Below are 20912 nucleotides of genomic sequence, written 5' to 3'. Positions count from 1 at the left end.
TTTCCTGTGTTATTTTTACTTCCCGCCATGACTAATTACTGATCGTTTGTGACATTTCCCGCTCCTCTATGACATTTCCTGCATGACCGGCAACAACTAAATCAGGTCCAGTGCGTCATATACAGCTTCCTGAATGGACGAGGACGTCACTGTATCCTTGGAAATGTATTTCACCACGCCGCGACGAAATGCTTCGCTTACCAGTAGCGCCTCTGGTTGACCGGTGATAAAAATCACGGGCACTGGATGAATCGTTTGCAAATCATCCAGCAGGGACAAGCCATCGCGATCAGGTAGGCGAAAATCCAGAATGACGCAATCCGGCTTTGCCGATGCGCAGATTTCCAAACCGGCGTGAGCGGACGACGCCTCCAGTATTTCAACGGCTATGCGATCTTGATTGGTCAAAAAGCGTCGATAAATTTTCCGATCTGCAGCACTGTCATCAATGATCAGGATGATGCGCGGCTTCTCTTGCTCGTCGTAGCGGTCTTGTTTGATAGCCACCTGGCTCAGCTCCTCTTGGATTGCTTGGTCTCGTCTTTGAATCGCCGTATACATCTCATTCATTGCACTGTCTGTTCAAGAGCGGGCTGCCATTTTGGCTTCTTGGCCGGACGTAAAGTGAAGTAAAAAGTCGAACCCTGGCCTGGAGTGGATTCTATCCAGATCTGCCCACCGTGCCGGTCGACTATCCGCTTGACAATGGCCAAGCCCACGCCTGTGCCGCCTTCATACTCGTGTTCGGTGTGCAAGCGCTGAAACATTTCAAAAACGCGCTGGCGATTTTCCGGGGCGATGCCGATGCCATTATCCCTGACGTAAAAGATAGGAACCTGATCCACTCCATTCACATCAACCTTGTCGGTGCTAGCAAGGTTTACACCCACTTCGATCACTTTCTCGGTTTGCTGGTTATATTTTGCTGAGTTGGTGAACAAATTGGCAAAAAGCTCCCCCACGCGGACTTTGTCGCAATACACCCTTGGCAGAGGCGATGAGATATGCAGGTGGGCGTTTTTCTCCTTGAAATAACTCGATAAACGCAGCGCAACATCCTGCACCACGTAATTCAAATCCACCTCACCGAACGACATATCAATGCGGCCAACTTTTGCATACTCGTAAAGATCGGCGATTAATACTTTTGCTTTACCGGATAAGCGACGAATTTCCTCAAGGTAATTTTGCGAACCTTCATCCAAACTCCCTTGCAGATCTTCCAGCAAAAAATCGCTAAAAAAATGGATTCCGCGCAGCGGTTCCTTTAAATCGTGCGCAATCACCGAGGCGAATTGTTCCAATTCGGCATTGCTATCCATTGCTGCGCGAACTTGGTTTTCCAAATCGACTTCAATAATCGAACGGCGCAATTCCTCAATGGCTTCAATTTCCTCCGGCTGCCAGGGTAGCGATGTCAAGCGCACGGTCTCCTGCCAAAGCTCGAAGGAATGACGGGGACTTAACGACGCACCACCCTCACCCATCTGCACTGCCTTATTTGGATTTCCGCCCCAATTCACGGTTTGAATAACCTCGGACTTAAACCACAACACATAACAGGGCTCAATTTCCGGAATGGAAATACTCACGATACCGCTGGCGCAGTTACTAAAAGACTCAGCCTCAGGCAAACGCTTAGCCAGAGAGGTTGTATGAAACAGCGGTTTTTCACCGGTATTGATGCGCAGCCAATCGACCAGCTTCGTTAAGAATTCCGCAGGCGGTGTAACACCGAGTAAAAACCATTTTCCCCTGCGCAAAATGGCTCCACCGCAGCAACCCTGCGCGAGACTTAAAAAATTGGGCTCGCCGCGCAACAATCCGTGCAGAAAAGTGGATTCCGCTTTCATTTTCGTCAGCAATTCGGCTTCCTGCGCTCGCAGCTGTTTTTTGTAATCGACATTTTCCAATTTTTGCTTAGCGGCGTGCTGAATGGAAAAAATGCGCCCGATAAATTCCAAACCCTGGCGAACTTCATACGACAAATAGGCAGGTTGGTCGTGATGCAGCGCGATCAATCCCCACAAAATACCGTCTTTGATGACCGAAATACTGGTAGACGCCCCCACTCCCATATTTTTGAGATATTGAATATGCACCGGTGAGACACTGCGTAAACTGCAGGTACTGAGGTCCAAAGACGCATCTGAACCATTGTTCTGCACCCGCCCCGGCACAATCGGCGAAGGCTCATAGTGCACATTGGGAATCGAGCGCAGCCAATTGACGCTGTACAGCCTGCGCGCCTGCGCCGGAATATCCGACGCGGGATAGTGCAAGCCGAGAAACGGTTCCTGATGCGGTGCGCAGACTTCCGCAACGACTCTACCGTTCCACTCCGCATCGAATTCATAAATCATTACGCGCTGATAGCCGCTGATCTCACGCACCCACTCCACGGTTACACGATAGAGTTCGGCCAAATCTTTGGCCGCGCCAATTTCTTCAATCGCTGCGTGAATTTGTTGATAAATGCTGAGAAAGGCCGGATTCCGCCCACCGCGTGAAGGTTCGAATTCGAGTAGAAGGAGCCCCTGGGAACGCTGCACCACGACTTCCCAAACAGTTTGCTCTTGGTGGGCAAAATTCAGTTTGAGCGGATTGACCCGCTGTAGATTGGCTGCGCCAACCGCTTTTTGCAGCAGTTCACGCGAGGCTGGCGCAAGAAAGTCAAAAAGGGAACGCCCCAATAGATCCTGCACGGCAGCTTTGAATAATTCCGCGCAGTTGGCACTCAGCTGACTGATGGTCAGCCCCGCCTCCTCCACTCCTACCAGGTAGCCGTGCGGCTGAATGCTGCCTGGAATATGGATAGGCTCGCGCGCGCAGCCGTCGATGTTGATCTCAGCCTGGGCAGTAATGGCTTGGGACATGAATCCTCCAGTTAAAGAACCTAGATGCCTCGTCAGGTGGGCTCCGTTAGCTTACATGGCGCCATTAATTGGTCTGGCGATCTGCGCGGTGAAGCGCGCTACGTACCTCACCCGCTTAAAATGTGCGATTCATCACAAAATATGCTGTGGGAATAATGACGACGCAGCAGGCGATAGCCTGAACTAAAAATGACGGGATAAATAGAGAGAAAGAGAAGAAGAGAAAATAACTCGACTATATAGGGATCATGTTTGATCCATGATTAGCGGACACATTAAAAGAAGGAGGCCTAGGCCTCCTTCCAACACCACTCCCCTAAAATTTCTAAGGTGTGATTACATCTTCCACCGGATTGAAATCCAACACATCATAAGTAATGCTGCTGTTGCGACGCGTTATAGTGTCAGCCCCTGCGCCGAGCAGAATTGGAATATCCATATTCTGGTTCAATACCACTCGGTCGTTTCCGCTACCCATATTCAGCTCCATTGTGCCCCACAATGACGGATCTCCTCCGAGCAGGAATTCGCTGTGAAATGTCGCGGTATCATCTCCACCCATCAAGTCAATAGTGATGGCTGCCGAAAAGCCTGCATTCGAAAATGGTCCAGTACCTGCGTATTTTCCATAAATAAACTGATTGGGACCATCCGTTCCTCTGACCGAAAAAAACGGCCCTTGACCGAAATAATCACGCAAACTCCAACCACCATTTAATTCAAACTTGGTATCAAAGTCGACCTGGAATAAATAGCCAGCATATACTGAACTGGTACCATTCGCACCGAGAATGATATTATCTGCTTTTAAATAGAGATAATCTGTATCAATCGAGGTATTGTTTGCTTGCTTTATAGTAGCCCCGGGACCAACCGAAGAAATGCTGACACTCACCTCCTCATTGGTGCGGATATTTTTAATCGTTAAATCGTTTTTATCCACATAGGAAAATACTCCCATCCCAATACCACCCGATGCCTGAACCGTAGCGACATCATTTTCAGGATGTCTCAACACGGCATTATAGGAATTCCAAACCAATCCGCCGCTCAAATTAATAGGTCCAGTTTGCGTTACAAAAATATATGGGGAATTGAATGTCAGGTTGGTGCCAACTATTCGCTCAATAATGATGTCATCGTTCCTTTGCTCCACATTGGCCTCGATAACAGAAAGTCCGCGCAGATCCATTGTCACGTCATCGTTATAGCTATCCCTGGCTCGAATGCGAACACTATTGCTGCCATCGCCTTCATAAGTGTAAGGACGCAATTCCACTGAGCTGTTGGTTCTGATGCTTTCCGTAAAATCCACGTAAAACTTAACGCCTACAAGGTCAGTCGAACTGCCATTTCCACCAAGAATTACATTAGCTGCTGTAAGTTGCAAAGTTCCTGCGCCAACAAAAAGATTGCTATTCGCAATCTGGCTGATCGTTCCCAATGCTTTGACATTCAATGACGAATCATCCATGGATATATCGCCCAAAACGATATCATTACCATCGGCAATAAAAACCTTATCGTTGTAATTCGAACTGATAGTGACCGTGTTGAAATCATTTGCAGCATTAGTCAAGTACACATTTGTGCCAGACGCAGTCGTAATATGCGTATTACCGTTCACCACTATCGATGCGCCAGGCGCGGACTGTTGCACATTCCCCACACTGGCCACATATAAATGATTAGTATTCAATGTTGGCAATAACAGTCCCGGAATTTTGCACACCATAGTTGTTCACTTCAGCAGCAAGCTCACTTGTAAGCGTCTCTCTATCAATCCGTACACCAATCAAACCATCAGCATCAAATGTCACTACCGCCTCTGCACCCGAAGCCAGCGCTACGTGTCCCAGGTCTGCACTGATCAATCCGGAGTTAATAACATTCTTTCCAAGCAACGCTACGTTCCCTCCGGTGGACGCGGTAATAAGGCCTTTATTGCGAACAAGTCCCGACGAATTTAAAACCTCGGAAAAAACCAGATCGCCATTCATAAAATCGCTACTTTCGATATTCAATCCAGATGCTATTAATCCTCCGACATTAACGACCGCAGTTCCATTAAAGATAACGCCGTTGGGATTCATCAAGATGACCCGACCGTTGGCATCGATACGTCCAGCAATTTGCGATGCATTGCTATCCAAAATTCGATTCAGCACTATAGAGCTGGCTGTCGGTTGAACAAATTCTACTCGCTCGTTACTGTTGACATTGAACTTATTCCAGCGGAGAGAGAGGCGATCCGAGGTTTGGGTAACACTGGTTAAATTTCCGGTTTGATTAATTGAACCAGTTCCTCCAACTACGGTGCCTCCCGTAGGGGCAGCGTAGACCTGATAGGGAAGGACAGTGCATGCGGCAACTGCTCCAACCAATAATTTTAGGGATAGTAATTTTTCAAAGGGAATTTTTTTTGCAGATTTAGAGTTCAATAGACGGGTTTTCATGATGCACACCTATTCTCACGCTCTTATCGAGGCTTGGTGAAAGAAATGGAATATCCATGTCCCGCCCGGCTTGGCCGCCGGTGTTGTTATTTTGTGTACCGTTAGACAGCAATCCCCGTGCCCACTCCCTCCGCTCGACTGCAAAACAATTTGCCCTTGGCGAAACCACATATTTAAGTATCTGTATTCGCTAACGAAACAAATAACCTGATTGTTACGCTCCGACAACAAAAACACAGAGCAAAAAAAATTCCCCCACTCAAAAAATTGCCGAGACACATGTTTCGCCGTAAAAGGTCTCGACAAGGTTTTTGCGCCAAGCCTCCTAATTCCGACCTCATTGAGTGAGCAGGATGAAATAAAAAAGGAGGCTGACGCCTCCTCTCCAAGAATCCATTCAATTAAAGTCCAACCAATGTGTCCTCGGCGGGATTAAAGTCCAGTACATCATATTCGATTGTACCGTTCAGAAGAGTCAGGGTATCTCGCCCTGCGCCGAGCAACAGTGGGATTTGGACATTACTGTTATATTCAACACGATCGTTTCCGCTGCCCATATTCAATTGAATTAAATCCCACACTTCTGGATCCGCTCCGCCGATAGGAAATTCACTATCAAAAATAGCGACGTCTGCTCCACCTTTCAGGTCTATATTCAAACGTGCAAAATAACCCGCGTTGGCAAAACTGTTATTTACCGCATTCGGACCGAATCTCAGCCTATTACTACTATTGGTTCCTATAATGTTAACGAAAGGCCCTTGGAGTGCATATGAGCTCACGCTCCAAGGGCCATCGATTTCCAAGTCTCCGGAAAAATTAATGTCCATAACGCTTCCGCCAACAATTTCACTGGTCCCACCAGCTCCCAGCGATATGTTATTTGCAGATAAAGAAAGAAAATCTGCCTGTAATGTCGTATTGGCAGCTTGACTCAGTGTGCCTCCCGAACCAACTGAAGCCAGACTGACGGAAACCTCGCTACCTGTAATCAGGTCATCTATGACCAAATCATTTTTATCGACGTAATTCAGCGATCCAAACGCTGGGCCGCCATTTCCCTTAATCGATGCTATATCATTTTGCGGGTTTGTCAGCTCTGTAATATAGGAATTCCAGGTCAAGGATTCGCTAAGTGTGACTGGACCTGTCTGATATGTTTCCAGAGAAGCTCCATATAACTCTGCTGTGCGACCGAGCATTCTGTCGATCACCAGCAGATGTTCACCATCTTCAAAAGTTGCGTTAAGTTCAATTTGGTCGCCACCTTTCAAGTCCAGCAACACATCCCCGTATTCCCTGGTCTTTCCTATAAAGTGAACCACATTGCTGCCTTCCATCCCCATATAAGGGTGCAAAGTTACCGACTCATTGGTGGCAACGCTCTTAGTAAAATCTACGTTGAAAGCAACTCCTGTGAGATCACTGGTACTTCCATCTTCACCGAGAATTACGTTATCCGCCTCCAATCGCAAATGACCTGCGCTTAGGAAGAGATTGCTATCTCCGAGTTGGCTGATGGTGGCATCCTCCCCTAAAGCTTGCACGCTCAAGGAAGAATCTTCCATTTCAATATTGCCCAACACTATGTCATTACGGTCCGTGATCGAAACATTATCGTTGAAATAAGTCCTTATACTGACTGTATTAAAATCGTTATCAGAGTTATTCAATTGAATATCACCACCAGCCGCGGTTATGTGCGTATTTCCACTCACTACGGCAGGCGCACTTTGTGTCAGGGTATCCAAACTGCTGACGTACAAATGGTGCGTATCTATATTGGGCAACCCAGCTTCCAAATACCCAGTGGCGTAAGTGTTACCAGTAGTGGTTATAGTGGCCGCCGCTTCGGATTGAATCTTGTCGGAATCCAAACTTACTATTCCACTGATTACTCCAGCTGTTGCAGTTATGGAACTGGCATTCCTCATCCACACTTGATCACTTGCTTCTACATATATTTCTCCGGCGAGATTAGCGCCTGAGGCATTTGCTTGAATAACACCTCTTTGCTCCACATTCTTGCCTGCGACTATTACATAACCCGCGTCATGCCCGCCTGGCCCACTAGCAGATACCGAGAGAGCCCCGCTGTTAATAACGTCGTTGCCTCCTCCCAAACTAAAACTTCCATCCTCATGTAGGACTACTTCGGTGCTGCCATTTAAACTTCCACGGTTTACGGCCTCACTGAATAGATCTGCACTGGCACTGGCATTTAGCAATATTTTGCCTCCTTTGGTCGACACCATACCGGAATTATTAACGGCGTAGGCTGCCACGTCACTGGCTAGAGTTTCCTGATCGATTCTTACACCAATTAGACCATCATCATCAAATGTCACTACCGCTTCATTCCCAGAAGCCAGCGCTACGTGTCCGAGATCTGCAGATATCAAAAGATTGTTTGAAACATTTTTTCCAAGCAATAGAACATTGCCACCTGCGGCTGCCTTTATGACTCCAGAATTGGTAACTGAGCCAGATGTGCCTTCAACTCCAGAGAATTTCAGATCGCCACTCATAAAATCACTGGTTTTAATATTCAACCCAGATGCGATCAAACCTCCTACATTGACTTGGGCACTAGTGCCAAACAATATCCCGTTGGGATTCATCAGAATTACATGGCCATTGGCATCGATTTTCCCAAGAATCTGGGAGGCGTTGTTGTCCAATATCCGATTAAGTGCTATGGCACTTTTGTTCGGCTGAACAAACTTCACACTTTCACTTGCCGCCACATTAAATGAATTCCATTGCACAGCGAGGCGATTTGACGTTTGCTGGACCTGAGTAGTACTACCGATTTGGTTAATAGAGCCAGTACCGCCTACCACCGCTCCTCCTGTAGGAGCGGCGTTGACCTCGTATGACAAGATGCCAGATGCAGCAATGGCCGCAACCAAGGCTTTAATGGAAAAAGATTGTGGTGACGATGATTTTGAGATGGATATACGAGTTTTCATGATGCATACCTTTGCTGACGCCCTTCACTAGGCTTGATGAAAAGAAATGGAATCCTGTGTCCCGTCCGGCTGGGTCGCCGGTTCTTTATTGTTGTTGTGCCGTTAAAACAGCAATCCCTGTGCCCACCCTTCCTCTCGATTCGGATAAACCTACAAAAGTGGCTTCTTGTTGCGTCGGGCCTGCGCGCTTAAGTACCCGTCATGCTTATCGAAAAAAAAGAATTGTTGTCACGCTCCGCCAATAGGAAAAATTCAGGGCTTAGCAAATCAAAATTTATCAAAAATGAAAAAAATGACACGGCGCATGTTTCGCCGTAAAAGGTCTCGACGAGATTTTCGTGCCACATTCACCGCCTAACAGATCAGAGTCGCACACTCAAGAGATTAACAAGAAAGCGTCTCATTTAGACTTGATAAATTTCCGACACCCTGGATTACCGACCAATAATATCCGGCCCCTGATAAATAACCGCTTCCTCAAGTGAGTTGCCTTGCCAATAAATTAGGAAAGCGTCTAAAGATCAGCAGAAAGCTCATTTATGGATCTTTGCAACCGTAAACGGCGTTAAATGGCGATTCACCCTCATATTCAAGCGATGCATCGGAAAGAATGGTTTCCATGCTTCATATATAAAGGAAATAACAACTCCCAAAAAACGAATTTTTGTCACTGAAAAGCGGAGGATGCAAAGCACAAAATTGCGCTCATCGCCTTGCCCCAAATTAATGAGCCAAAAGAGTCATTGTCTTTTTGACAGCGCTCTGATCGCATCCTATAAATTAGCTACTACTTCGGTAGACGGAATAATTCTCACGGCAGAGCTTTAATTCCCCAGTTAAGAGACAGCTTCCACTAAGCCTTCTCGAAAAAGTAAGAGCCCCTATCCCTATAAAAGACAGGAATAGCAGTATGTTTGCCGATCGCTCGGGGCAATCCGATGTTCTGACAAAAATTTATCTGACAAGAACATCCATCTTATTCGCCGTTATCATCCCGGTCGCTGCCCTTCTATTTTTAGCCCTGATTTTCCCGCCAGATTCATACGTGATACGCGGTTTGCTGGGTCTGATCCTACTCGTATTTACGACCATCACGTGTCATTTGCTGACGCAGCATCAGGGAACGCTTCGCTCATTCACTGAATTGGAAAATGAGTGTGACAAATCACATCAGCAGGTAAAAATACTCACTGACATAAACAACAACTACCAGCAACTTCTGCAAGAACTGATTCCTTTATGGAATCGTCAAACGGAACTGGCGCGCTCGCAGATGGAAAAAGGTATTAATGAGTTAACGACACGCTTTTCCGATATTCATTCGCGCTTGCAGATTGCCGTTGATACTTCACGTTCGACGGCTTCCAACATGCAAGGCCAGGAAGGCCTGAGCGACGTAATCATGTTCGCGGAAAACGAGCTGGGAAATATGATGACGTTGATTTCCCAGGCGATACAGCAACGCGATGCTCTGCTTTCCGAAATCAATGCCCTCGCACAAATTACTGATGATCTTCGCAGCATGGGCGTCGAAGTGGCCGGTATCGCTTCGCAAACCAACTTGCTGGCTTTGAACGCCGCCATCGAAGCTGCGCGGGCTGGCGATTTCGGTCGCGGATTTGCTGTGGTTGCCGACGAAGTACGCACGCTCTCAAGTCGCTCCGGTGAAACAGGCTCGCGCATCAGCAAACGCATCGAACAAGCCAATGCTGCGCTTCAAAAAACCATGGACACCACCACAGAATTTGCGAAACAGGATACGGATCGGCTGCAGCAGTCTGAAATTGCCGTTCAGGATGTTTTGAAGAAATTCCGCAGTACCAGCGAACGCATCATCAACTCCGCCTACTCGCTCGAACAGGAGAGTTCAGCCGTACAGAACAACGTTGAAGAAGTGCTGGTTAACCTGCAATTCCAGGATCGGGTCAACCAGATCCTGGGGCACGTAACCGCCGATATGCAAAAGTTCGGCGATATGCTGCAAGAACACCAGCAAAAACTGAAACGCGGTGAAAGCATCCGCACCATCGACGTGGGTGCCTGGCTCGATTCCATTCGCCAGACCTATACAACGCTGGAGCAGGTGGATGTTCACCAAGGTATCCAAAGCACTCACACCACAGACCAGAGTTCTCAGATTACATTTTTTTAGGAGACCAACATGTCTAAAACGATTTTGATCGTGGATGACTCCGCCAGTATTCGTCAGGTAGTGGGAATTACCTTGAAGGGTGCAGGATACAGCGTTATTGAAGCCGTCGATGGCAAAGACGCCTTAGCCAAGCTCGAAAGTGCGCCCAAAATCAATTTGGTGATTTCCGATGTCAATATGCCAAATATGGACGGAATCAGCTTTTTAAAGGAATTTAAACAAAAGCCTGCCTACAAATTTACTCCGGTCATCATGCTCACTACCGAAGGGGCCGAAGCCAAAAAAAGAGAAGGACAAGCGGCGGGCGCAAAAGCCTGGGTAGTCAAACCGTTCAAGCCTGAGCAAATGCTGCAGGCCGTTTCCATGCTGATCAACTAAATTCTGATTCCCATGAGCATCAACTTTCAACACGACATTAGTAATACACCTCCACGAACGATCATCGGTGGTGAAGTCACTATATTTCATGCTGCCGAACTCAAAGAAAGAATGCTCGACATATTGCCTGATTCCGAGCATTGGAAAATTGATCTGGCGCAAGTAACCGATTTTGATGGTGCGGGCCTGCAGTTGCTTTTGTGGGCCAAACGTGAAGCTGAACAGCACGGAATCGAGATACAAGTATACGCCCCAAGCCAGATCGTTCTAGACGTTCTCGAACTCGTCGGCCTCACCCACTATTTCAATATTTCTGCCGAGACTTTGGCTGACGAACCTGCAACAGAAGATGGAGGAAATATAGCGTGATCACTCAGGATCAGATTCTTCAGATCTTCATCCAGGAAGCGCAGGAATTGCTCGAGAGCATGGAACAATCCCTGCTGGAATTGGAAAACGATCCAAACGATGGCGACCATATAGCGGCAGTATTTCGCTCCGCCCATACCATCAAAGGATCCGCAGGTATTTTTAATTTTTCTGCGATCGTTGATTTCACTCACATTCTCGAAGACGTGCTCGATCGCGTCCGTGCCGGAATGCTTTTTATCGACGCGGATTTGATCGCTCTGTTGTTGGAATGCGGCGACCATTTGCGCGAAATGCTCGATGTTATTGTGGTAGAAGGCACCGAATTAAATGAAGGTGCATTAAAGCGCGAACAAGACCTGCGCAACAGACTCACCGCTTACCAAACGCAAACAGAACCCATGCCCGAGAGTCCTTCGCATAACTCGCTGAATATTCCTGCTGAATTACCTGTTAATACGCAAGACCACAATCACGTCGCCTCACAATTCTGGCATATTTCACTGCGCTTCGGTCCGGATGTGTTTCGCAATGGCATGGACCCCCTTTCCTTTATTCGCTATCTGAAAACCTTTGGTCGCATTGTCAGCATTACAACCTTGTGCGACACCATGCCCGCAACGGAAATCATGGATGCGGAGACCTGCTATCTCGGTTTTGAAATTGATTACGACACCACCGTTGATAAACAAACTATCGCCGATGCTTTTGCATTTGTACGTGAGGATTGTTTGATTCACATTCTGCCGCCGCACAGCAAAATCACCGAGTACATCGAGCTTATCCACAATCTGCCGGAAACCAATGCTCGCCTTGGCGAAATTTTGATTGCAAGCGGCGCTCTGACACCGCAGGAATTGGAAAGGGGTCTAAATCGGCAAAAGGAAAATGTTGAAATCAAAGGTACGCAACCACTTCTGGGCGAAATTTTGGTTGAACAACATGCGGTGGAAACCCAGGTGGTGGATGCGGCGTTGGAGAAACAAACCCGCAACAAAGAGCAAAAATCTCGCGAGGGAAGTTCTATCCGGGTGCAAGCAGACAAGTTGGATAAATTGATTAATCTAATCGGCGAATTGGTAATCGCCGGCGCTGGTGCCAACCTGATCGCCCAAAAATCCCGCGATCCATCCTTTCATGAGGCCACCTCTGTGGTAGCCGATCTGGTCGAAGAAATCCGCGATAGTGCATTGCGCCTGCGCATGGTACCCATCGGCGAAATTTTCAATCGCTTCCATCGAGTGGTGCGCGACGTCAGCAATGAGCTGGGCAAAAACATAGATCTGAAAATTACCGGCGCAGAAACCGAAGTCGACAAAAGTGTGGTGGAAAAACTCAGCGATCCACTGGTGCATCTGTTGCGCAATAGCATGGACCACGGTATCGAAATGCCCGAGCAGCGAGTAAGTTTGGGGAAATCACCGACCGGGACGCTGAGCTTAAATGCCTATCACGAGTCCGGCAGCATCGTGATTGAAATTACTGACGATGGCAGAGGATTAGACCGGGAAAAAATTCTCAATAAAGCCATAGAACGGGAATTGGTGAGTCCTGGAACCACCCTTTCCGATCAGGAGATTTACAACCTGATCTTTGAACCGGGATTTTCTACCGCAGATGCTATTACCAATTTATCCGGGCGCGGTGTCGGCATGGACGTCGTCAAGCGCAATATTGCTGCACTGCGCGGTACCGTGGAGCTGTCCACAACCCCCGGTTTGGGCACACAAGTAAAAGTTCGCCTGCCTCTTACACTGGCAATTATTGACGGTTTCCTGGTGAGCGTCGGTTCCGCAAGCTATGTGGTTCCGCTGGAAATGGTGCAGGAATGCCTGGAGCTAAACGATGAGATACAGGAAAAAGGTGAAGTCGATTGTCTGAATTTACGCGGTGAAGTACTGCCACTTATCCATCTGCGCAAACAATTCAATATTACAGACAGCCACGCCCGTAGAAAAAATATCGTGGTTGTGCGCTATGGCAATCAAAAAGCGGGCTTGGTCGTCGATGGACTGGAAGGTGAATTCCAGACGGTGATCAAACCTCTAGGAAAAATGTTCAGCACTCTGCGCGGCATTAGCGGATCGACCATATTGGGCAACGGTGCAGTTGCTTTGATTCTGGATATTCCGCTACTGGTGCAAAAAATCATTGATCGGGAAACCAACCAGAATGCACCCATAAAAGCATCTCTGCATTGAGAGACACACAGGATTTCTAAACAAAGACCGTCACATTTATGACGGCATTTAATCCCCCACCACACGTAAGCTCGAGGAAACTTTAATGAGATGGTTTTATGATCTGAAAATAGGGACGAAGCTTTTGATTTCGTTTCTTATTGTTTTAGCGCTGGCGGCATTTATGGGAATTTTTTCCATAACCAAGCTGGAGGAAGTCAACACCGCCGGTGCGGAAGTTCGCGACGTCTGGATGCCGACAATGCGGATAGCTCAGCGCATACGTTTCTATGTTACAGATTATCGTCTCAAAGAAGCGCGCCACGTTCTGGCTGAAGATGCGGCAAGCAAAACGCGCTTCGAAAAAGAAATTGCCGAAAGAGCCGAATTTGTAAAAGGTCTCTTCGCAGACTATGAAAAACTCATAACCATGCCGGAAGAGCGGCAATTTGTCGAATCACTGAAAAACCACTGGCGCGATTATCAATCCATCAGTAGTAAAGTTCTCGATTTGTCCGATCAGAATCGTCAGGAAGAATTACGTCCTCTGTTCGGCGTTCAGTCGCGTGAGCGGTTCGATCACATGCTCGGGGTCATCCAACAAATGATTGATTTGTCTGATGAGCACGCCGCCGCTTCCAGCAAGCTCAGTGCGGAAATTTCAAAAAATTCTCGTTTTGCCATTATCCAGGTTTTAATCGTTTCCATTATTCTCGGCATTGCCTTGGCATTAGTAATAGCCCGCATTATTGCCAGACCGCTCGCTGAAGCTGCGCAAATGGCGACACGCTTAACCGGTGGTGACTTGACCCTGCGCATCGACGTCAAATCCAAAGACGAGACCGGCCAGCTTTGCCAGGCCATGCAGGAAATGGTTGAAAAACTCTCCATGGTGATTACAGAAGTTCGAGGCTCTGCGGATAGTCTTGTCAGTGCATCAGAAGAGATCAGTGCGACTGCGCAATCCATGAGCCAGGCAGCCAGTGAACAAGCAGCCAGCGTGGAAGAAACCAGCGCGTCCGTTGAACAAATGAGCGCAAGCATTAACCAAAATACCGAAAACGCCAAAGTGACCGACGGCATGGCAAGCAAAGCGACCAAGGAAGCCAATGAAGGTGGCGAGGCCGTGCAGCAAACCGTTAATGCGATGAAACAGATTGCGCAGCGCATCAGCATCATCGATGACATCGCTTACCAAACCAACCTGCTCGCACTTAACGCGGCAATCGAAGCTGCACGTGCAGGCGAGCACGGTAAAGGTTTTGCGGTGGTGGCAGCGGAAGTTCGCAAACTGGCAGAACGCAGCCAGGTTGCAGCGCAGGAAATCGGTGAATTGTCGTCCAACAGCGTAGAGCTGGCAGAAAAAGCTGGCCGACTTCTGGATGAAATTGTGCCGTCTATTCGCAAAACGTCTGATCTGGTACAAGAAATCAGTGCCGCCTCGGAAGAACAAGCCAGTGGCGTTTCGCAGATCAATACCGCCATGTCTCAGCTGAACCAGATCACGCAGCAGACCGCGTCCAGCAGTGAAGAATTGGCAGCGACAGCGGAAGAAATGAGCAGTCAAGCTGAACAACTGCAACAAATCATGAGTTTCTTCCAAGTTGACGCCAACGGCGTCACCAAGCCTCAAGCCAATGCTAAAAAAGCCACCGACAAAAGTTCGCATGTAACCTCTCGGCCTGCCAAAGCTCCGGTCTACGCCGCAGCAGGTGGGTCATTCGATAGCGAATTCACGCGCTTTTAACAGGAGGCTAACATGGGCGAACTTGCTTTGAAAAACTCGCCGGCTGTTTATTCAGAAAAGGAAGATTATCAATATCTGACTTTTTCCTCCGGTGGCGACATGTTCGCCATCGGGATCCTGGCGATCAAGGAAATCATTGAGTATGGCAATTTAACCTGCGTACCCATGATGCCGAATTTTGTGCGCGGCGTAATCAATGTGCGTGGTTCGGTGGTTCCGGTTATCGATCTCGCAGCACGCTTTGGACGTAAAACTTCCGATGTTACACGTCGCAGCTGTATCGTCATTATTGAGGCAAAAACCGAAAATGACGATCAACAGGACATTGGCGTTATGGTAGATGCGGTATCAGCCGTCATGGAAATTCCGTCGAAAGAAATTGAGCCGCCGCCGAGCTTTGGTTCACGTATCCGCGTGGATTTCATCAGCGGTATGGCGAAAATCGATCACAAATTTGTGATCGTCCTCAATGTGGAAAAAGTATTGTCCGTTGAAGAAATGACCATGATTTCTGAAATGACCAACCTTCCCAGCGATATCACAGAATAAAGTGCATTAACGATGCCATCGCAAAATTCGCAGCGACGGTTTGCGATGGCATTTTTATCAGTCAAATGCATCACAGAATACTCAAATGAGCCTTAACCATCTAAAAGACAGCGAGTTCAATCAGTTTAAAACCTGGCTTTACGATGCGTCAGGAATTAACCTCTCGCCCGCAAAAAAAATGCTGGTTGAAGGCCGTTTAACCAAACGATTGCGACACCACAACTTACACAGTTTTGGTGATTATTTTAAATTGATCATGAGCGACAAGGCCTCTGCGGAGCTGCAAATTGCCATTGATCTGCTGACGACTAACGAAACCTATTTTTTCCGCGAACCCAAACATTTCGAATTTTTACGCGATACCATCTTGCCCGGGCTAACCCCCGGAAAAACTTTTCGGGTATGGAGCGCAGCCTGCTCTTCCGGGGAAGAGGTTTATACCATTGCCATGGTACTGGCAGATAAGCTGGTTTCCACACAATGGGAAATTCTCGGCTCCGATCTCAGCACCCACGTTCTGTCCATGGCCCGCAACGGTCACTATTCCATGAATAGGGCGCGTCATATTCCGCCGGATTTTTTGCGACGTTTCTGCATGAAGGGTATAGGACGCCAGGAAGGAACCATGCTGATCGACCGCCAACTACAACAGAAAGTGCGCTTTTCCCAAATCAATCTCATCGCACCCCTGCCAGGCGATCTCGGTGAGTTCGATGTGATTTTTCTGCGCAATGTGATGATCTATTTCGATCTGGAAACCAAACGCAAAGTGGTTAGCCGCCTGCTGCCCAAGCTGAAACCCGGCGGCTATTTCTTCGTAAGCCATTCCGAAAGCCTCAATGGCATTTCAGAAGCGTTCAAACTAATCAGCCCGTCGGTGTACCAAAAATTATGAAAGCGCCAGATGGAGTCATCGACATTTTCCTTCAGCCAGGTGATTACTACTTTGGTGATGAGTCGACGCGCATTCGTACAATTTTAGGCTCCTGCGTTTCCATAACCCTATGGCATCCATGGAAGCGCATAGGTGGCATGTGCCATTTTATGCTGCCGCAACGCGCACAACGCGGCGACGAATTTCATGGTAAATATGCCGATGAAGTATTGGAATTGTTGTTGAAGCAAGTCCGGCTTCATAAAACCCATCCCGGCGACTATCAAATCAAATTATTTGGCGGCGGTGATATGTTTCCCGGCCGCCCGTCCCGGGGGGAGAGTATTTCGCGCCGCAATATCCAGGCTGCGCGACAGTTCTTAGACCAGTACAACATGAAACCCATATCGGAAAATGTCGGCGCCAGTGGACACCGCAATGTTATTTTTGAAGTATGGAGCGGCAATGTGTGGGTCCGCCACCAGCCTATTAGAGAGGTCAACTAGGTGTCTTTAAAAAAAATCAAAGTGTTATTGGTGGACGACTCCGCAGTTGTACGTCAGGTATTGATGAAAATTTTGCAGTCTCAGCCCGACATTGAAGTGATCGGGTCGGCTTCCGATCCCATATTCGCCATAGACAAATTAAATAAAGAATGGCCGGACGTCATTGTCCTGGATGTGGAAATGCCACGTATGGACGGCATAACCTTCTTAAAAAAAATTATGTCCGAGCGCCCTACTCCCGTTGTCATTTGCTCTTCACTGACGGAAAAAGGCGCGGAAACTACCATGCAGGCGCTCGCCCTGGGAGCGGTAGAAATCATCACCAAACCTAAAATGGGTCTGCGCGATTTTTTTGAAGAATCGACCGATCATTTGATTATGGCGATTCGTGCTGCCGCCAACGCAAGAGTAAAACGCACACATCTGACTTCCGACATTCTCCATCCGCCGAAAAAGAATTCGGCCGATGTGATCCCGCTAGGCGCACCTCCAGGTGCCATGGCACAAACCACGGAAAAAATCGTCGCTATAGGCACGTCCACTGGTGGAACTCAAGCTTTGGAAACTGTGTTGGTTCCCTTGCCTCGCGTGTGCCCCGGCATTGTTATCGTGCAACATATGCCAGAAAAATACACTGCGTCTTTTGCCGATCGGCTTAATAAACTCTCTCAGATTGAAGTTCGCGAAGCGAAAAATAATGACCGGGTTATTCCCGGCCTGGCGTTGATCGCCCCGGGCGGCAAACATATGCAGCTCAAACGCAGCGGCGCCTATTATTATGTCGAAGTCCTCGACGGGCCGCTGGTCAATCGCCATCGTCCTTCAGTCGATGTGTTATTTCGTTCTGTCGCACGTTTTGCGGGAAAAAATGCCATCGGCATTATTATGACCGGCATGGGCGACGACGGCGCCCGCGGTCTGCTGGAAATGCGCCAAGCTGGCGCCAGAACCATTGCCCAGGACGAAGCCACATCCGTTGTTTTTGGCATGCCCAAGGAGGCCATCAACCACGGTGCAGCCCAGGAAATATTGCCGTTAAATAAAATTCCCTTGGTGATTCGCTAAACGGGCATATTCCCGCTTAATTTCCGCAATTTGTACCGAATAGGATTCGTACCATTTTTCCGCACCCAGTTTTTGCGCGGCACTATGCTCCGGGTGCGATTTCCATAAACGTATATGCTCTTCCGTTGGCCAATAGGAAAGCGTCACTTCCTCTGGCCCTTCACTCACCGAATAAAATTCAACACAACCAAATTCCGTTAACGCCAGCTCGCGCAGGCGCGCAGCGGTTGTGGAATATTCTTCGTCAAGCTGCTTGATGCGCGCGCGGAAAATTACAACAAACAAAAACTTCTCTCTCCTGAAAAAGAAAAAGCCGGCGTAACACCGGCTTATTAAATCTCTTAGTGCAACTTACCTGGCTCGCGGCGTGGTGATATCCGGAACCGGCGGAGCACTCATACCCTCACCCAGGAAAAAGCTCGGGTGCGGTGGCTGGTTGTAAGCGGTATTTTGCCACGCAATAGCAACGCGGTATTGATGATCGTGCATCAGCGTATACAAGCGGTGCTCGGTTGGAATCGTTGTGGTGTAAATTCGCAACTGACGATTATCCGACGTGCGGAAAATCACTTCTTCCCGCCAGTCGCCCAGAATATCCGCAGACAATGCCGGCGTTGATTTGGTACCGTTGTTGGAAGATACGCCGCTCGGAGCAAAAATGCTGGTTGAAGTACCACGCTGATAATCCCATTTATAAATCGTGGTGCCATCCAACAATTCACGCAATAAATCGCCATCCCACCAGCTTAGGAAATTCATTTGTGATGGTTTGGTGGAAAGCTCCTGACCAGTCGAAGTAAACAGACCATTGCGCGATGCCCAAGCCTCCATACCGGGATAACGCGGATCTATATCCGCCGCTACGCCACGGCCAACGTCCTGGGCGTTGCCATTGCCGCTATAGAGAATTTGCCCAGTGCGCGCATCGTGCACTTCCACACCGTGGTTGCCGTAGCAAGATGGGCACTCGTGCACCATAAACACTTCCAAACCGGGACGGTTGGGAATGATATCCGCCACATGCAGCGCATCACCGTGACCCAAATTGGTTGTATAGAGCCCATTGCCGTTATCGTCGATGGTGGCGGCGCCATAAATAATTTCGTGGCGGCCATCGTTATCGACATCCGCAATACTCAAGCTGTGCGCGCCTTGGCCACGATAATTTTGATTTTGGTTGTCGTCTGCGTTAAAGGTCCAACGCTTGGTCAGTTGACCATTGCGCCAATCGAGCGCAGAAATCATGGTTTTTGCGTAGTAGCCGCGCGCGATAATCATGCTCGGACGGCGACCATCCAAATAGGCAACGCCAGCGAGGAAACGTCCAACACGGTTGCCGTAATTATCGCCCCAAGCGGATACAGTGCCGCGCGGATTGGGATATTCAATGGTTTGCAAAATCCGCCCAGTCTCACCATTAAATACGGTGAGATATTCTGGCCCTGTCAGAATATAACCGGAGCTGTTGCGGTAATCCGCATTGGCATTGCCAATCACAGTACCCGCTGCATCGCGAGTGCCATCAGCGGTTTGCACCACTACTTCGGCTTTGCCATCGCCATCAAAGTCGTAAACCAAAAATTGAGTGTAATGCGCGCCCGCACGAATGTTACGACCCAGGTCGATGCGCCACAGATGTTTGCCATTTAATTTATAGGCATCCAATAAGACGTTGCCGGTATACCCGCTTTGCGCGCTGTCTTTGGCGTTGGTCGGATCCCATTTCAGAATAATTTCATATTCGCCATCGCCGTCCAGATCACCCACCGACGCATCATTGGCTTCATAGGTATAAGCACCATCCGGTGTACTGCCGCCCGCAGGAACATTCAGGTTGATGGCGAGGTATTGATCTGCCCAAACCGATGCAGGCGCATCCGCACCCTGCTCAACGCCGTTGATAATGGCTTTTACTTCATAAGTGGAATTAGTGCTGCCAGCGGTATCGACATAATTGGTGACATTGGTCAGCGGCGTTCCATTGACCAAAGTGCCATTGCGATAAAGGTTAAAACTGACATTTTGTGGATCTGTACCCAGCAAGCGCCAGGACACAAACACCCCGTTGTTCACTTTTACCGCCACCACCCCGCGATTCAGCCATTCCATATATTTGGCGTTGACACTGCCGGAGGATGAGCTGGACGATGATGAGCTGCTGGAGGAACTGCTGGACGAAGAACTTGAGCTTGATGAAGAACTACTACTGGAGGAAGAACTGCTGCTTGATGAAGCGCTGCTGGAGGAGGACGAACCACCTCCCGTTCCGCCACAGGCGGCTAACATCAGTAATGCGACACTCAGAGGCACTAATTTTTTATACATAGGTTCACCCAGATTATTATTTCGAGATCCTTTTTGCAGTGATCACATATGCCGAGGTTATCTGCCCGGCGATACTGCCATCTCTCTTCTTTAAAAATCAGCATCGATTTATTCAACAAGCGTAAATTGACGATTTTTTTTGCTGAATAGGTTTACCCGACCAATGGGATAATCGGGCTATTGTACCCGGCAAATTTTTCCAATTCGGCAAACTAGAACGCTTTTTTGCACAATACACGGCGGCAATGCATGGAATAAAACACCCTTAAACGTGAAGCAGTTCTTGTTTGCATTGTTAATGCGATCAAGACGCTGAGCCAATCAGCTCAGATAAACGCGTTGCTTTTGTCTCTTTTATTAATCGAATAACGCTGAACTAAACGTGACGCATAGCACAAATGTTTTTAAGGTTGCGCAATTGCCGATTGAACCCGGCAATGCCGCAGATCTTTCCTATTGCATT

General features: G+C 48.2%; 16 protein-coding genes. 9 read left to right on the top strand and 7 right to left on the bottom strand.

The window, feature by feature from the left end:
* Positions 1-96: 96 nt before the first annotated feature.
* The 5 genes from DWB84_RS08560 to DWB84_RS08540 all read right to left on the bottom strand — a co-directional run bounded on the left by DWB84_RS08560 (position 97) and on the right by DWB84_RS08540 (position 8304).
* The gene (locus DWB84_RS08560; RefSeq protein ID WP_187409344.1) at positions 97-507 is read right to left on the bottom strand and encodes a response regulator; all 411 of its coding nucleotides are present in this window, start codon (positions 505-507) and stop codon (positions 97-99) included.
* A gap of 59 nt (positions 508-566) precedes the next feature.
* Positions 567-2876: an ATP-binding protein gene (locus tag DWB84_RS08555; protein WP_187409343.1), complete on the bottom strand. Its 2310-nt coding sequence runs from the start codon at positions 2874-2876 to the stop codon at positions 567-569.
* 325 nt (positions 2877-3201) lie between these two features.
* Positions 3202-4611, bottom strand: coding sequence for a hypothetical protein (locus tag DWB84_RS08550; protein ID WP_187409342.1), 1410 nt, complete (start codon positions 4609-4611; stop codon positions 3202-3204).
* A complete protein-coding gene (locus tag DWB84_RS08545; protein ID WP_187409341.1) occupies positions 4565-5332 on the bottom strand; it encodes a filamentous hemagglutinin N-terminal domain-containing protein in 768 nt (255 codons plus the stop codon). The genes DWB84_RS08550 and DWB84_RS08545 overlap by 47 nt, the downstream gene beginning before the upstream one ends.
* Positions 5333-5733: 401 nt before the next feature.
* Complete coding sequence (locus tag DWB84_RS08540; protein ID WP_187409340.1) at positions 5734-8304, bottom strand: filamentous hemagglutinin N-terminal domain-containing protein; 2571 nt, start codon at positions 8302-8304, stop codon at positions 5734-5736.
* A 910-nt stretch (positions 8305-9214) separates the two neighbouring features.
* Here DWB84_RS08540 and DWB84_RS08535 point away from each other — a divergent pair.
* The 9 genes from DWB84_RS08535 to DWB84_RS08495 all read left to right on the top strand — a co-directional run bounded on the left by DWB84_RS08535 (position 9215) and on the right by DWB84_RS08495 (position 18124).
* Entirely contained in the window at positions 9215-10456 is a 1242-nt protein-coding gene (locus tag DWB84_RS08535) for a methyl-accepting chemotaxis protein (protein ID WP_187409339.1), read from the top strand.
* A 9-nt stretch (positions 10457-10465) separates the two neighbouring features.
* Positions 10466-10834, top strand: coding sequence for a response regulator (locus tag DWB84_RS08530; RefSeq protein ID WP_187409338.1), 369 nt, complete (start codon positions 10466-10468; stop codon positions 10832-10834).
* A 12-nt stretch (positions 10835-10846) separates the two neighbouring features.
* On the top strand, positions 10847-11203 hold the full coding sequence (locus DWB84_RS08525; protein WP_187409337.1) for a lipid asymmetry maintenance protein MlaB: 357 nt from the start codon (positions 10847-10849) through the stop codon (positions 11201-11203).
* On the top strand, positions 11200-13404 hold the full coding sequence (locus DWB84_RS08520) for a chemotaxis protein CheA (RefSeq protein ID WP_222868098.1): 2205 nt from the start codon (positions 11200-11202) through the stop codon (positions 13402-13404). The genes DWB84_RS08525 and DWB84_RS08520 overlap by 4 nt, the downstream gene beginning before the upstream one ends.
* A gap of 85 nt (positions 13405-13489) precedes the next feature.
* Positions 13490-15130 carry a methyl-accepting chemotaxis protein gene (locus DWB84_RS08515; protein WP_187409336.1) on the top strand — a complete coding sequence of 547 codons (1641 nt, stop codon included), beginning with the start codon at positions 13490-13492 and terminating at the stop codon, positions 15128-15130.
* Positions 15131-15142: 12 nt separating this feature from the next.
* Positions 15143-15679 carry a chemotaxis protein CheW gene (locus DWB84_RS08510; protein ID WP_187409335.1) on the top strand — a complete coding sequence of 179 codons (537 nt, stop codon included), beginning with the start codon at positions 15143-15145 and terminating at the stop codon, positions 15677-15679.
* A gap of 85 nt (positions 15680-15764) precedes the next feature.
* Positions 15765-16574: a protein-glutamate O-methyltransferase CheR gene (locus DWB84_RS08505; protein ID WP_187409334.1), complete on the top strand. Its 810-nt coding sequence runs from the start codon at positions 15765-15767 to the stop codon at positions 16572-16574.
* Complete coding sequence (locus tag DWB84_RS08500) at positions 16571-17059, top strand: chemotaxis protein CheD (RefSeq protein ID WP_187409333.1); 489 nt, start codon at positions 16571-16573, stop codon at positions 17057-17059. The genes DWB84_RS08505 and DWB84_RS08500 overlap by 4 nt, the downstream gene beginning before the upstream one ends.
* Positions 17060-18124: a chemotaxis response regulator protein-glutamate methylesterase gene (locus tag DWB84_RS08495; protein ID WP_187409332.1), complete on the top strand. Its 1065-nt coding sequence runs from the start codon at positions 17060-17062 to the stop codon at positions 18122-18124.
* On the opposite strand, the gene DWB84_RS08490 is transcribed toward DWB84_RS08495, so the two are convergent.
* Positions 18095-18409: an antibiotic biosynthesis monooxygenase gene (locus DWB84_RS08490; protein ID WP_187409331.1), complete on the bottom strand. Its 315-nt coding sequence runs from the start codon at positions 18407-18409 to the stop codon at positions 18095-18097. The genes DWB84_RS08495 and DWB84_RS08490 overlap by 30 nt on opposite strands.
* Positions 18410-18475: 66 nt before the next feature.
* Complete coding sequence (locus DWB84_RS08485; protein WP_187409330.1) at positions 18476-20449, bottom strand: rhamnogalacturonan lyase; 1974 nt, start codon at positions 20447-20449, stop codon at positions 18476-18478.
* Positions 20450-20912 lie beyond the last annotated feature (463 nt).

The sequence above is a fragment of the Saccharophagus sp. K07 genome, from assembly GCF_014336955.1.
Lineage (GTDB): Bacteria > Pseudomonadota > Gammaproteobacteria > Pseudomonadales > Cellvibrionaceae > UBA5868.
This window is presented reverse-complemented; position numbering and strand designations above follow the sequence as displayed.

Coding starts and splice junctions, on each gene's coding strand:
- DWB84_RS08555 (WP_187409343.1), bottom strand. CDS start 2,876: ATGTCCCAAGCCATTACTGCCCAGGCTGAGATCAACATCGACGGCTGC.
- DWB84_RS08550 (WP_187409342.1), bottom strand. CDS start 4,611: ATGGTGTGCAAAATTCCGGGACTGTTATTGCCAACATTGAATACTAAT.
- DWB84_RS08545 (WP_187409341.1), bottom strand. CDS start 5,332: ATGAAAACCCGTCTATTGAACTCTAAATCTGCAAAAAAAATTCCCTTT.
- DWB84_RS08540 (WP_187409340.1), bottom strand. CDS start 8,304: ATGAAAACTCGTATATCCATCTCAAAATCATCGTCACCACAATCTTTT.
- DWB84_RS08535 (WP_187409339.1), top strand. CDS start 9,215: ATGTTTGCCGATCGCTCGGGGCAATCCGATGTTCTGACAAAAATTTAT.
- DWB84_RS08530 (WP_187409338.1), top strand. CDS start 10,466: ATGTCTAAAACGATTTTGATCGTGGATGACTCCGCCAGTATTCGTCAG.
- DWB84_RS08525 (WP_187409337.1), top strand. CDS start 10,847: ATGAGCATCAACTTTCAACACGACATTAGTAATACACCTCCACGAACG.
- DWB84_RS08515 (WP_187409336.1), top strand. CDS start 13,490: ATGAGATGGTTTTATGATCTGAAAATAGGGACGAAGCTTTTGATTTCG.
- DWB84_RS08510 (WP_187409335.1), top strand. CDS start 15,143: ATGGGCGAACTTGCTTTGAAAAACTCGCCGGCTGTTTATTCAGAAAAG.
- DWB84_RS08505 (WP_187409334.1), top strand. CDS start 15,765: ATGAGCCTTAACCATCTAAAAGACAGCGAGTTCAATCAGTTTAAAACC.
- DWB84_RS08500 (WP_187409333.1), top strand. CDS start 16,571: ATGAAAGCGCCAGATGGAGTCATCGACATTTTCCTTCAGCCAGGTGAT.
- DWB84_RS08485 (WP_187409330.1), bottom strand. CDS start 20,449: ATGTATAAAAAATTAGTGCCTCTGAGTGTCGCATTACTGATGTTAGCC.